At 68.1% G+C, this 12,517-nt stretch carries 11 protein-coding genes; 9 read left to right on the plus strand and 2 right to left on the minus strand.

The window, feature by feature from the left end; translation table 11 throughout:
* The first annotated feature begins 64 nt into the window (after positions 1–64).
* Positions 65–2,170, plus strand: a complete 2,106-nt coding sequence (locus HL653_RS08455) for a TonB-dependent siderophore receptor (protein ID WP_171744130.1) — start codon at positions 65–67, stop codon at positions 2,168–2,170.
* Positions 2,171–2,481: 311 nt separating this feature from the next.
* Here the strand turns inward: HL653_RS08455 and HL653_RS08460 are convergent, their stop codons facing one another.
* Positions 2,482–2,862 carry a hypothetical protein gene (locus HL653_RS08460; protein ID WP_171744131.1) on the minus strand — a complete coding sequence of 127 codons (381 nt, stop codon included), beginning with the start codon at positions 2,860–2,862 and terminating at the stop codon, positions 2,482–2,484.
* 183 nt (positions 2,863–3,045) lie between these two features.
* On the opposite strand from HL653_RS08460, the gene HL653_RS08465 reads away from it, so the two are divergent.
* Positions 3,046–4,029, plus strand: coding sequence for a cysteine synthase A (locus HL653_RS08465; protein WP_367613597.1), 984 nt, complete (start codon positions 3,046–3,048; stop codon positions 4,027–4,029).
* 135 nt (positions 4,030–4,164) lie between these two features.
* Here HL653_RS08465 and HL653_RS08470 read toward each other — a convergent pair whose 3' ends face one another.
* Positions 4,165–4,689 (minus strand): PilZ domain-containing protein, encoded by a 525-nt coding sequence (locus HL653_RS08470; RefSeq protein ID WP_171744133.1) that lies wholly within the window; start codon positions 4,687–4,689, stop codon positions 4,165–4,167.
* A 216-nt stretch (positions 4,690–4,905) separates the two neighbouring features.
* Here HL653_RS08470 and HL653_RS08475 point away from each other — a divergent pair, with 216 nt between their 5' ends.
* The 7 genes from HL653_RS08475 (at position 4,906) to murF (ending at position 12,516) form a co-directional block, all read left to right on the plus strand.
* On the plus strand, positions 4,906–5,181 hold the full coding sequence (locus HL653_RS08475) for a hypothetical protein (RefSeq protein ID WP_171742664.1): 276 nt from the start codon (positions 4,906–4,908) through the stop codon (positions 5,179–5,181).
* Between the two features lie 307 nt (positions 5,182–5,488).
* Positions 5,489–5,998, plus strand: a complete 510-nt coding sequence (locus HL653_RS08480; RefSeq protein WP_171744134.1) for a division/cell wall cluster transcriptional repressor MraZ — start codon at positions 5,489–5,491, stop codon at positions 5,996–5,998.
* Positions 5,995–6,957 (plus strand): 16S rRNA (cytosine(1402)-N(4))-methyltransferase RsmH, encoded by a 963-nt coding sequence (gene rsmH, locus HL653_RS08485; protein WP_171744135.1) that lies wholly within the window; start codon positions 5,995–5,997, stop codon positions 6,955–6,957. The genes HL653_RS08480 and rsmH overlap by 4 nt, the downstream gene beginning before the upstream one ends.
* A complete protein-coding gene (locus tag HL653_RS08490; RefSeq protein WP_171744136.1) occupies positions 6,954–7,826 on the plus strand; it encodes a hypothetical protein in 873 nt (290 codons plus the stop codon). The genes rsmH and HL653_RS08490 overlap by 4 nt, the downstream gene beginning before the upstream one ends.
* On the plus strand, positions 7,823–9,580 hold the full coding sequence (locus HL653_RS08495) for a penicillin-binding protein 2 (protein ID WP_253717731.1): 1,758 nt from the start codon (positions 7,823–7,825) through the stop codon (positions 9,578–9,580). Before HL653_RS08490 ends, HL653_RS08495 begins: the two co-directional genes overlap by 4 nt.
* On the plus strand, positions 9,567–11,000 hold the full coding sequence (locus HL653_RS08500; RefSeq protein WP_171744137.1) for a UDP-N-acetylmuramoyl-L-alanyl-D-glutamate--2,6-diaminopimelate ligase: 1,434 nt from the start codon (positions 9,567–9,569) through the stop codon (positions 10,998–11,000). Before HL653_RS08495 ends, HL653_RS08500 begins: the two co-directional genes overlap by 14 nt.
* 148 nt (positions 11,001–11,148) lie before the next feature.
* Complete coding sequence (murF, locus tag HL653_RS08505; protein WP_171744138.1) at positions 11,149–12,516, plus strand: UDP-N-acetylmuramoyl-tripeptide--D-alanyl-D-alanine ligase; 1,368 nt, start codon at positions 11,149–11,151, stop codon at positions 12,514–12,516.
* The last annotated feature ends 1 nt before the right edge of the window (position 12,517 follow it).

Consider the following 12,517-nt stretch of genomic DNA (forward strand, 5'->3'; position numbering starts at 1 on the left):
TCGGGCTTGCCTCATCGCTGCATGCGCGGCGCGCTGACGTGCGCCCGCATCGCAGGATCCGCTTTTGCCCCGTCTTTCGCTTTCGCTTGTCGCCGCTCTCGGCATGGCCGCTCCCGGCCAGGCCGCCGATCTCGCCGCCGCCGGGGAGCAGACCGACGACATCATCGTCAGCGGCCGCGCGGGCAAACTCTACCGCACCGACACGACCGAGATCGGGCGCGGCGCCGCCGATCCGCTCGATATCCCGCAATCGGTGCAGATCCTCACCGCCGATCTGATCCGCGACCAGGGCGCGCGCGACATAACCGATCTCTATCGCAACGTGGCGGGCGTGAGCGCGAGCCAATATGCGACCGTCACCTATCGCGGCTTCCGGCAGGACGGCTCCTTCTACGATGGCCTGCGCGGCGATCCGTTTCAGGGGTTCGCGGTGCCGAGCCTGTTCAGCATCGAGCGGGTCGAGTTCCTGAAGGGGCCGGTGGGGATGCTGTACGGCGCCAGCGCGCCGGGCGGCATGATCAATTATGTGACGAAGAAGCCGCTCGACCATTTCGCGGCCTCGCTGCGCGCGATCGGGGGCAATTTCAGCCGCTATGGCGCTTCGGGCGAAGTGACGGGTCCGCTCGACACGGATGGCGTGTTCGCGGGGCGGCTGGGCGCCTTCTACGAGAATCTCCACACGATCCAGACGAATAGCCGCAGCCAGTCCTTCGTGGCGGATGGCGGCCTGGCGACGCGGCTGGGGCCGGATACCAAGCTGACGACGCAGCTGACCCATTTCCGCCAGCATCTGCCGGGGCGGTTCCGCGGCATTCCGCTGGATGCGAACGGCGATTTCGCGGCCGACCGCACATGGAATCACCTGGAGCCGACCGACTTTTCCAAGCTGAACGGCACGGTCGCGCAGGCGCGGCTGGATCACAAGGCGAGCGATGCGCTGTCGTTCAATCTCTCGTCGCGCTGGTTCCGCTATCGCGAGCATCAGGAATATCACGAGCCGCGCCCGGTGACGGACAGCGACGGCGACGGCATCCTCGATACGGTGCCGCGCGAATATCGCAGCCAGCGTTACGATATCGAGGGCGTGACGGTGGTGGGGACCGTCACCGCGACATTCGACACGGGGCCGTTGCGCCACACGATCACGGCGGGCGGCGACTGGTATTGGCAGCGCTCGCAGCTGGACAGCATCGCGGTGCGCGCGGGCGTATCCTCCCTGTCGCTGCAGGATCCGGTCTACGGGCAGACGTCGCGCGCCGATTATGATTTCAGCACGGGCACGCCCGAACGCGCGGATACGCGCTCGCACCGTTACGGCGTCTACGCGCAGGATCAGATCGATATCGGGCGCTTCATCTTCGTGGGCGGCGTGCGCGAGGACTGGTTCGACGACAGCGATCCCGCCGCCGGCCAGCCGCGCGAGGCGGGCAGGCGCACCAGCTGGCGCACGGGCGCGATCTACAAGCCGATGAAACGCGTGTCGCTCTATGCCAGTTACTCGCAGAGCTTCGAGCCGCAATCGCCCAGCAGCCAGAACCCCGCCGTCGGCGGTCCGTTCGCGCCGGTGGCGAGCCAGCAGGTGGAAGCGGGCGTGAAGGGCGAGTTTCTGGGCGGCGCGCTCCAGCCGACGCTGGCCGTCTATCGGATCGTGCGGCGCGGGATCGTACAGGCCGATCCCGATCTGCCGCCCGTGAACGGCGTCGACCAGCTTTCGCCGGTGGGCGAAGTGACGAGCAAGGGCGTCGAGGCGACCTTGGCCGCCGACATCACGCGCGACTGGGTCGTCACCGCCAATTACGCCTATAATGACGCGCGCATCACCGACAGCGCGCCGGGCGCCGCGATCGACAATTCGGTGGGCGGGCGATTCCCCAATGCGCCCCAGCATCAGGCGGGGCTGTGGTCACGCTATCAGGTGCGGCGCCTGGATGCGGCGATCGCGCTGGGCGGACAATATGTGTCGAGCCAGCTCGCCCGCAGCGGCACGCGCATGCACGGCTTCACCATCTTCGACGCGAGCATCACCAAGAGTCTGGGCTTTGCCGACGTGATGGTGCGCGTCGAGAATATCTTCGACAAGGCCTACGCCACCTCGGCCTTCGATGCGCGGCGCGGCGCCTTCGTCGGGCGGGCGCGGACGGTGTTCGTGGAGTTGCGGCGGGACTTTTGAGGGGGGGGATCCGCCGTCCCGGTTCCGCTTCTGCCGAGAGGTCGACCGAAAGATCGGCGCCCTCATCAATCCGTTCGTGCTGAGCGAAGTTAAAGCACCGGCTGCACACGACACCGCTTGAAGCACGTCCTTCGACTTCGCTCAGGACGAGCGGAGAATGTGAGACTTGCAGGATGCGACCGCGCTTTCAGGATAAGCGGGCGGTAGGTCTGAAGATTGCTTCAGGACGCGATCAGCACCGGACGCCTCCCCAATGCAAAACGGGCGGGGATCGCTCCCCGCCCGCTCATGCCCTTGAAGGGGGTGACGGATCAGACGTTGCAGGCCTGGGCGCTGCCGCCGGGCTTCTTGACGGTGACTTCCTTCGCGTCGGGCGTGCCCGTCAGCTCATAGTCGCTGCCGACGAAGGGCTGGCCGGCGGCCGGAGCGGCGAGCGAGATCGGCTCGCCGACCTTCTTCGGGCGGATGTTGGCGGTCACGCCGTCGTTGAACCAGTCGATCGAGACGACGCTGTTGTCCTTGCAGCGATAGGTGACGCTCGCGAGCATCGCGGGCGGCAGCTTCACCGGCGGAGCGGCCTTCACCTTCTCCGCGTCGGGATCCATCAGGTTTCCAGCGGTGATGGTTTCCGGCTTGCCGCACGCGGAGAGCAGCAGGGCAAGAGCGATGGGGGCGAGGACGATCTTCTGCATGGCCTGTTCTTTTGCGGGCCGTGAACGGATCGTCAAGCGGGGTATCACGCAATCGCAACATTTTTGCTGCGGACGCGCTGAAAAACAGGGCCGAAGCGAGACGATAGGCGGAGTTTCCGGCAGTGAAGGCGAGGCTTCTTGCCGGAGGCGGCGCCTCTGCTATCTGCCTTGGCGATGACCAGCATGGCCCAAGACGTTACCGCGCTCGTCGGTAACACGCCGCTCGTCCGGCTCCGGCGCGCAAGCGAGGAAACCGGCTGCGAAATCCTCGCCAAGTGCGAATTCATGAACCCCGGCGGCTCGATCAAGGATCGCGCGGCGAAATTCATCATCGAAGACGCCGAATCGCGCGGATTGCTGCGGCCCGGCGGCACGATCGTGGAAGGCACGGCGGGCAATACCGGCATCGGCCTGGCGCTGATCGGCGCGGCCAAGGGCTATCGCACGATCATCGTGATTCCCGAGACGCAGAGCCAGGAGAAGAAGGACACGCTGCGCGCGCTGGGCGCCGAACTGGTCGAGGTGGCGCCCACCAGTTACTCGAACCCGGCCCATTATGTGCACCAGTCCCGCCGCATCGCGGAAGAGACGCCGAATGCGCTCTGGTCCAACCAGTTCGACAACACCGCCAACCGCATGGCGCACATTCGCGGCACCGCGCCCGAAATCTGGGCGCAGACCGACGGGCGGATCGACGGCTTCACCTGCGCGGCCGGCACCGGCGGCACGGTGGCGGGCGTCGGTCTGGGGCTGAAGGAATATAACCCCGACGTGACGATCGCGCTGACCGATCCGCACGGCGCCTCGCTCTACGAATATTATGCGCATGGCGAGCTGCGCGCCGAGGGCCATTCGGTGGCGGAGGGGATCGGCCAGAGCCGGATCACCGCCAATCTGGAAAGCGCGCCGATCGACACGCAATATCGCATCGCCGACGAGGCGGGGCTGTCCTATCTCTATGCGCTGCTGCGCGAGGAGGGGCTGTGCGTGGGCCTGTCCTCCGGCATCAACATTGCGGGCGCCGTGGCGCTGGCCAGGGATCTGGGGCCGGGCAAGCGCATCGTGACCGTGCTGTGCGACAGCGGGATGCGGTATCTCTCGACCCTGTTCAATCCGGCCTGGCTGGAGATGAAGGACCTTGCCGGGCCGGAGTGGCTGAAGCGGTAGGGGGATCCGGTGTGGGCCGTCACCCTGAACTTGTTTCAGGGTCCATTACCCAAACGTCGAACCAGATACGGACGGCAGGTCATGGATGCTGAAACGAGCTCAGCATGACGGTTTAAGAAGACAAGGCGCCGGCCCTCAGCCCAGCTTGCTGGCGACGACGGCGAGGGGGTGGGCGAGGACGTCCATCACGACGTTGGCGATCACGATCGCCCCCGCGACGCCGCCGCCCGAGAGCGCGGCGAACTGGAACATCGCGGCCTTCTGCCGATTGCGCTCGAACGCCTCCGCCGGATCGTTCGCCTCGGCGCGCGGCCGCGCGCGGCGCTCGGTGACGGGATCGTGCGACGGGGCCGCGACGCTGCCATCGTCGCTCATCATCGAGATGCCGATGCGATCCTGCGTGCGGATGCCGAAATGGCGATCGTCGTGCCAGACGACCTTGCCGACGATCGTGACCTTCGCGCCGCGCCGGATTTCGACATAAGAGCGCGACGGCGGCACCACCTTGGTGCGCGCCATCAGCCCGCGCGAGGAAATATTCAGGATCGTGATGTCATGCCACGTCTCGCCCGCGCACATCCGGGCGGGAACATGAACGCGGATACGCGGCTCGCGCGGGCGGAAACCCGCCCGCACGACATCCACCAGACTGTTGGCCAAGGTCGCGATGGGTCTTCTCCGAACAACCCTGCGCTTCTGTGGTGACGTGCGTTAAAATGACGTTGCCATGACCGTTTTTCCCGCCGTCCGACCCTTTTCGCCCGCCGCCCGGCAAAAAGCGCGCACCGAATCCGCGTGCGACTCGACGGTTCACAAGGGCGGTTCGGCGCATTATCTCTCTGCCATGGCCCATCGTCGCCCTTTCAGGACAAAAGCATGCAGCGCGTTCGCGTCGGCCTGACCGGGCTCGCCTGCGTCTTCCTGCTGGTGATGCTGGCGACGGCATTCCTGCGGATGGCGAACACATCGGAGGCGGGGGGCAATGCCGCCGTCGCCACCACCAACGCGACCGCGCCGAACGAGCCGCTCGCGCAACTGGGCGTCGCGCCCGGCAATCCCATGCCCGCCGAGCCCGTCCCGAACGGCGCCGTTCCGGCCAAGCCTGCCCCGCAGGCCGCGCCCGCCGCCCCGACGACCCCCGCCGCGCGCTGATCGGGACGGCCGTGCGCCATCCCGTCCCACAAAAAACCATGGTGGGCGCGGCTACAAATTTGTCCACACAGCTTTATCCACAGTTTATACCGGATCTATGCATCTGTAATATAAAGAAAATTCTGTTTTCGTCCCGACCCGTGGATGGGTTTTACTCACCATAAGAATCCATCCAGCGGTATTGAAAACCATAACATTCCCATGATAACCCCTTGGCATCCCTGGGGGTGGTGACGCCTGTCCGCGTCGCTGGCTCCGGGGAATGGGCAGGAGACAGGGACTTCTGCTCGCTCGGACAGGGGCCTCGGTGCAGATTGAACATGCCTTTCTCAGCCATGCGCTGAACGCGGTCGACGCGAAGGGAAGGGTGTCTGTGCCGTCCTCGTTCCGGTCCACTGTCGACCTGCGGGTCCGGACCTACGGCATTGCGGGCGACGAACTCCGCGCCACCGAACTCATGATCGGCATGCACTCCACGGGCGATCGGCTGCGCGCCTATGACGCGGTCGGCACGCGCCAGCTGATGGAGGAAATCACCGAAGGCGTGGCGGACCTGCCGGCGCGCGAGCGGCGCGAAGCACTGACGCGGGCCAAGCGCTCCGAAGTCTCCACTCTGATGCCGGTTTCCTACGATGCGGCGGGCCGCATGGTGCTGCCGCCGTGGCTGCGCAGCGAGGCGGGGATTGGCGACACGGCCTTGTTCCTGGGCGTCGACACCTATTTCGAGATCTGGAACCCGCTGAAGGCGCGCGAGGCGCTGTCGGACGATCCCATGCTCGTCCGCATGATCGATTATTATCTGGGTCAGCGCGCATGAGCGCCGCAGCCCACGATCCGCGCCACGCGCCGGTCCTGATCGAGGAGGTCATTGCCGGCCTCGCGCCCGCGCGCGGCGAGACGCATGTCGACGGCACGTTCGGCGCGGGCGGCTATACGCGCGCCCTGCTCGCCTCCGGTGCGCGCGTGATCGCGTTCGATCGCGATCCCGATGCGATCTCCGAAGGCCAGCCGCTGGTGGCCGAGGCCGCCGGTGCGCTGACGCTGGTGCCCGAGCGCTTTTCCGAGATGCAAAGCGCGCTGGCGGCGCTGGGGCTGGAGGAAGTGGACGGGGTGACGCTGGATATCGGCGTCTCCTCGATGCAGCTGGATCGGGCCGAGCGCGGCTTTTCGTTCCAGGCCGACGGTCCGCTCGACATGCGGATGGAGCAGGCGGGCATGTCCGCCGCCGACTTCGTGAACGAGACGGACGAGGCGGGCATCGCCGACGTGCTGTTCACTCTGGGCGAGGAGCGCCAGTCGCGCCGCGTGGCGCGCGCGATCGTGGCGGCACGCCCGATCGAGACGACCGCGCAGCTGGCGGGCGTGGTCCGCAAGGCGCTCGGCTATCGCGAGCATGACAAGAAGGATCCCGCGACGCGGACCTTCCAGGCGATCCGCATCCACCTCAATCGCGAGCTGGAGGAACTGGAAGACGGGCTCGCCGCCGCCGAGCGCGTGCTGAAGCCGGGCGGCCGGCTCGCCATCGTCTCGTTCCATTCGCTCGAGGATCGCATCGTGAAGCGCTTCCTCAAGGAGCGCTCGGGCGCGACGCCCGCCGGATCGCGCCATCTGCCGACCATCGCCGCCGAGCATGCCCCCAGCTTCGAGGCGGTCGCCAAGCCGGTGAAGGCCGGCGAGGCCGAGCTGGCCCGCAATCCTCGTTCGCGTTCCGCCACCCTGCGCGTCGCCCGGCGCACGGCGGCCAGTGCCTGGGCCTCGAAAGGTCGTTTGTCATGATCGCGCAGCGTTTTCGCTCGATCGGTTGGGTCGCGTGCTGCGCCGGTGCGGCCCTGTGTTGCTATCTCGCCTCGCAGTCGGTCGCGGCCGAGCGCGCGTCGCTGGCGCGGGTCGATCGCGAGATCGCGTCGACCAGCAGCGACATTCGCCGCCTGAACACCGAGATCGCGGCGCGCGGGCGCATGGGCCAGATCGAACGCTGGAATACGGAAGTGCTCGCGCTGCAGGCGCCGGCGCCGGGCCAGTTCGTGGCGGACGAGGTGCAGCTGGCGAGCCTGGCGGGCGGCAAGGGACTGCCGCTGGATCAGGACGTGATGGCGACGAAGGGCGCGGTGCGGACCGTGGCCTATCAGCCTGACGCGGCGCCCGCCGCGACGGCCGCGCCGACGCCCGTGTCGGCGGAGGCGGCTCCGGCGGTGCACCAGCCGATGCTGCGCCCGGCCACCTTCGTCCGCTCCAAGCCGGCCGCGATGGACGCGCCCGAAACCGGCATCGTCAAGGCGAGCATGATCCGGACGAAGCCCTTCTCGCTGGATCTGGATGCCGACGCGCCGGCGGAGGATGCGAAGCCCGTGAAGATCGCGCCGCCCAGGCCGGTGACTCCGGTGGCCAAGGCATCGACCGCTGCGGCGAAATCGACGGTGGCGCCCGCCAAGGTGGCGGACGCCGCAGCGAAGAAGCCTGCCAAGGCTGCCGACGAGCCGGCCAGGAAGCCGGCCGTGGTCGCCGCGAAGGCCAAGGCCGCGCCCGAAAAGGCGCCGCTCAAGCCCGCGACGGTGACGGCGAGCCTGCTGCCGACCGATCTCGGCAAACTGATCGCCGCCGAGAAGAAGGGTGCCAAGGCCTCCCGCGCTTCGGCCGATCGGTGAACGCCCCGGCTTCGATCCCCACCGACACCGTGCATCGGCCGCTGTTTCGCGCGCCCGAACCCGCGGGCGCGCCCGGCGGCCTCCAGCAATCGCATTTCCGCCTGATGGTGGTGATGATGCTGTTCATGCTCGTCACGCTGGCGGTGGCGCTGCGGCTCACGCAGTTCGCCATCTTCGGCAATGGCGAGGAAGCGCGCGTCGCGGCGCCCGCCAGCGCGCGGGCGGACATCATCGATCGCAACGGCGTGCCGCTGGCCACCACCATTCAGGCCTGGTCGATCGCGATCAATCCGCAGAGCGTGCTGGGCGACAAGAACGAACTGGCGCACCAGCTTTCGCTGCTGATCCCCGAAAAGAGCGAGGCCGATTACCGGCGCATCCTCTTTTCGAAGAAGAAGTTCGTCTTCCTGAAGGAAGAAGCGGTGCCGGCGCTCGTCGCGCGCGTCCACGCGCTGGGTGAGCCCGCGATCATGGAATTGCGCGTGCCCGAGCGGCTCTATCCGCAGGCGGCGCTGGCGGGGCATCTGCTCGGCTATTCGCAGATGGTGGCGGATGCGAAGGGCAAGGAAGAGCTGACCGGCATCGGCGTCGAACGCTTCTTCGACAAGCAGCTGTCGGCGGGCCAGCAGGTCCAGCTTTCGATCGACACGCGCGTGCAGGCGGCGCTGGAGAGCGAGATCGCGCGGCGCATCGCCGAAACCTCGGCGGCGGGCGGCGCGGGCGTGATCCTGGACGTGCATACGGGCGAGGTGATGGCGCTCGCCTCGCTGCCGGACATCAATCCGAACAGCCACGCGCATTATAGCAATGTCGACATGGCCAACAAGGTCACCCAGTCCGCGTTCGAGCTGGGATCGACCTTCAAGATGCTGACCTTCGCCAATGCGATCGAGCATGGCGTGCTGAACGACATGAGCCAGACGTGGGACGTGACCCACGTGATCCAGATCGGCGGTCACCAGATCCATGACGACGAGCCGATGCACCGCGCGATCACGACGCCGGAGGTGATGACCTTCTCGTCCAACATCGGCACCGCGAAGATCGCGGAGCTGGTGGGCGAGGACCGGATCAAGGCCTTTTTCCGGGAGCTGGGCTTCTTCGATCGCACCGGCATCGAGCTGCGGGAGCGCGGCGCGCCGATCCTGCCGCGCGACTGGGGGCGATCGACGATCATGACCACCGCCTTCGGCCACGGCATCGCCGTGACGCCGCTGCATCTGGCGCAGGCCTATGCGGCGCTCGCCAATGGCGGCATCTTCCACCCGGCGACGCTGGTGAAGCGCCCGCCGGGCGAGGCGGTCCCCTCCCGGCGCGTCATCTCCGAGGCGACGAGCGCACGCATGCGGCAGCTGATGCGACTGGTCGTGCTGCAGGGCACCGGCACCAATGCCGATGCGCCGGGCCTGCGGGTGGGCGGCAAGACCGGCACCGCCGAGAAGGTGGTGGGCGGCCGCTATGTGAAGAATGCCAACATCACCGTCTTTTCGGGCGCCTTCCCGATGGAGGATCCGCGCTATGTGCTGGTGGTGGTGATGGACGATGCCAAGGCGATCAAGGCGGCGCCCGGCATCCAGAGCACCTATGGCTTCAAGACGGCGGGCTGGATGACGGCTCCCCTCGCGAAGAGGGTCATTCGTCGCGTCGGGCCTTTGCTGGGCGTGCGGCCTGAGCTCAACCGGGATATCGACGTCTCCGATCTGATGCCGTTGATCCTCGAGAAGAAGGTGCCCGGCAAGAATGCGTATGAATGAGCTGTTCGAGGGGCTGCCCGCCGGATCGCCGGACGGCGACGCGCGCGTAACCGGCTTCGCGATCGACAGTCGCAAGGTGGCGCCGGGCACCGTGTTCGGCGCATTCCGGGGCGTCGTGCAGAATGGCGAGGATTATATTCCCGCCGCCATCGCCGCCGGGGCCGTCGCCATCGTCGCGCGGCCCGAGGCGATCGTGGACGGCGCGATCCACATTTCCGAAGCCGAGCCGCGCCGGGCCTTCGCGCGCGCGGCGGCGAAATTCTTCGCGCCGTTCCCGGACAAGGTCGTCGCGGTCACGGGCACCAACGGCAAGACCTCGACCGTGGAGCTGGCGCGCCAATTGTGGCGGATGGCGGGCTTTCATGCCGCTTCGATCGGCACGCTGGGCGTCACCACCTCCGACGAGAGCGTCTCGACCGGGCTGACCACGCCCGACATCGTCACCTTCCTGTCGAACGTGGCGGGGCTGCGGCGTGAGGGCGTGAGCCATGTCGCGTTCGAGGCGTCCAGCCACGGCCTTTCCCAGTTCCGCACCGAAGGCCTGCCGGTGCAGGCGGGCGCCTTCACCAATCTCAGCCGCGACCATCTCGATTATCATGGCACGATGGAGGCCTATCTCGAGGCGAAGCTGCGGCTTTTCTCGGAAGTGATCGTGCCGGGCGGGGCGGCGGTGATCTGGATGGACGATCCTTATGCCGCGCGCGTCGCCGAGATCGCGCAGGAGCGCGGGCTCAAGGTGATGGGCGTGGGCGCCGCCGGCAATGCGCTCAAGCTGGTCAAGCGCGAGCCGACGCAGCTCGGCCAGACACTGACGATCGAGGCGGAGGGCGAAACCCATGTGGTGAAGCTGCCGCTGATCGGCGCCTATCAGGCGGCCAACGCGCTGACGGCGGCCGGGCTGGTGCTGGCGACGGGCGGGAGCCTGACGGAGACGCTGTCGGCGCTGGGCCGGGTGCAGCCGGTGCGCGGGCGGCTGGAGCGCGCGGCGATCAGCAAGGCGGGCGCGCCCGTCTATGTCGATTATGCGCATACGCCGGACGGGCTGGAGGCGGCGATCGCGGCGCTGCGTCCGCATGCGGCCAAGCGGCTGATCGTGCTGTTCGGCGCGGGCGGCGATCGCGACAAGGGCAAGCGCCCGGAGATGGGCGCGATCGCGACGCGCTTCGGCGATCATGTGATCGTGACCGACGACAATCCCCGCAGCGAGGATCCGGCGGCGATCCGGCGCGACGTGCTGGCGGGTGCGCCGGGCGCGATCGAGATCGGGGACCGGCGCAGCGCGATCGGCGCGGCCATCGCGGAAGCGGGCCCCGACGATATCGTGCTGCTCGCGGGCAAGGGCCATGAGCAGGGGCAGATCGTGGGCGACCGCGTGCTGCCCTTCGATGACGTACAGGTGGCACGCGAATGCGCGGGGTGAGGGCGCCCATTCCTCCCCATGCTTTCATGGGGAGGGGGACCGGCGAAGCCGGTGGAGGGGCCGCCGCGAAGACGGCGGTCTGCGCCCGCCGCCCCTCCACCATCCTTCGGATGGTCCCCCTCCCCATCTTTGATGGGGAGGAACAGTCATGAGCCTCTGGACCTCCGCCACGATCGCGGCGGCCACGGGCGGCGTCGCTTCGGGCGATTTCGCCATTTCGGGTGTCGCGTTCGATAGCCGCGAAGTGGGCCCCGGCGATCTGTTCGTCGCGCTGAAGGGCGAGGCGACCGATGGGCATCGCTTCATGGCCCAGGCGCTGGCGCAGGGCGCAAGCGGGGTGCTGGTGTCCGAGCCGGTCGCAGGGCCGCATGTCCGCGTGGCGGATACGGCGGTGGCGCTGGATGCGCTGGGCGCCGCTTCTCGCGCGCGGATGCTGGGACGCGTGATCGGCGTGACCGGATCGGTCGGCAAGACGAGCGTGAAGGAGGCTTTGTTCGCCGCGCTCGATCGCTCGGCGCCGGGGTGCGCGCATCGCAGCCTGAAGAGCTACAACAATCATGTCGGCGTGCCGCTGAGCCTGTCGCGCATGCCGCGCGCGGCCCAATTCGGCATCTTCGAGATGGGGATGAACCATGCGGGCGAACTGGCGCAGCTGACGCGCCTCGTCCGCCCGCACGTGGCGATCGTGACGGCGGTGGCGCTGGCACACGGCGCTTTCTTCGCGGACGAAAGCGCGATCGCCGACGCCAAGGCCGAGATTTTCGAGGGGCTGGAGCCGGGCGGCACCGCGATCATCCCCTATGACAGCCCGCATCGCGACCGGCTGATCGCCGCCGCGCGGCCGTTCGCCAGCGACATCGTCACGTTCGGGCGCGACAAGGCGGCCGACGTATGGGCGCGGGAATCGATCGGGCAGGCGGCGGGCACGCTGATCGTGGCGCGGCTGCGCGATGCCGAGCTGACCTTCACGCTCTCCCAGCCGGGCGCGCACTGGGTGTCGAACGCGCTGGCGATCCTCGCGGCGGTGGAGGCGGTGAGCGGCGATCTGCCGGCGGCCGGGCTGGCGCTGGCGGAGATGGCGGGGCTGGCCGGGCGCGGGCGGCGCCTGCCGATCGCGCTGCCCGAAGGCGAGGCACTGCTGATCGACGAGGCCTATAACGCGAATCCGGCCTCGATGCGCGCGACGCTGGCCGTGCTGGGCGCCGAGAAAGCCAAGCGTCGCATCGCCATATTGGGATCGATGCGCGAGCTGGGGCCGTCCGAGGCGCGTGAACATGCCGCGCTGGCCGATCCGATCGCCGCCGCCAACGTCGATTTCGCGCTTCTGGTCGGATCGGAGATGGCCCCGCTCGCGGAGGCGCTTGAGGGCCGGACCGAATTCGCGCATGTGGCCGACGCCGCCGCCGCGGCGGATCAGGCCCGCGGGCTGATCGACGTCGGCGATGCGGTGCTCGTCAAGGGATCCAACTCAGTCGGGCTGGCGCGTGTCGTGAACGCGCTGGCGGGGACCGTTTAAC

It is taken from the genome of Sphingomonas sp. AP4-R1, assembly GCF_013113735.1.
Taxonomy (GTDB): domain Bacteria; phylum Pseudomonadota; class Alphaproteobacteria; order Sphingomonadales; family Sphingomonadaceae; genus Sphingomonas_I.

Excerpts from the sequence above, each read along its gene's own strand:
- HL653_RS08475 (WP_171742664.1), top strand. The coding sequence starts at position 4,906 with ATGCAGCGCGTTCGCGTCGGCCTGACCGGGCTCGCCTGCGTCTTCCTG.
- rsmH (WP_171744135.1), top strand. The coding sequence starts at position 5,995 with ATGAGCGCCGCAGCCCACGATCCGCGCCACGCGCCGGTCCTGATCGAG.
- HL653_RS08460 (WP_171744131.1), bottom strand. The coding sequence starts at position 2,862 with ATGCAGAAGATCGTCCTCGCCCCCATCGCTCTTGCCCTGCTGCTCTCC.
- HL653_RS08465 (WP_367613597.1), top strand. The coding sequence starts at position 3,046 with ATGGCCCAAGACGTTACCGCGCTCGTCGGTAACACGCCGCTCGTCCGG.
- murF (WP_171744138.1), top strand. The coding sequence starts at position 11,149 with ATGAGCCTCTGGACCTCCGCCACGATCGCGGCGGCCACGGGCGGCGTC.
- HL653_RS08490 (WP_171744136.1), top strand. The coding sequence starts at position 6,954 with ATGATCGCGCAGCGTTTTCGCTCGATCGGTTGGGTCGCGTGCTGCGCC.
- HL653_RS08500 (WP_171744137.1), top strand. The coding sequence starts at position 9,567 with ATGCGTATGAATGAGCTGTTCGAGGGGCTGCCCGCCGGATCGCCGGAC.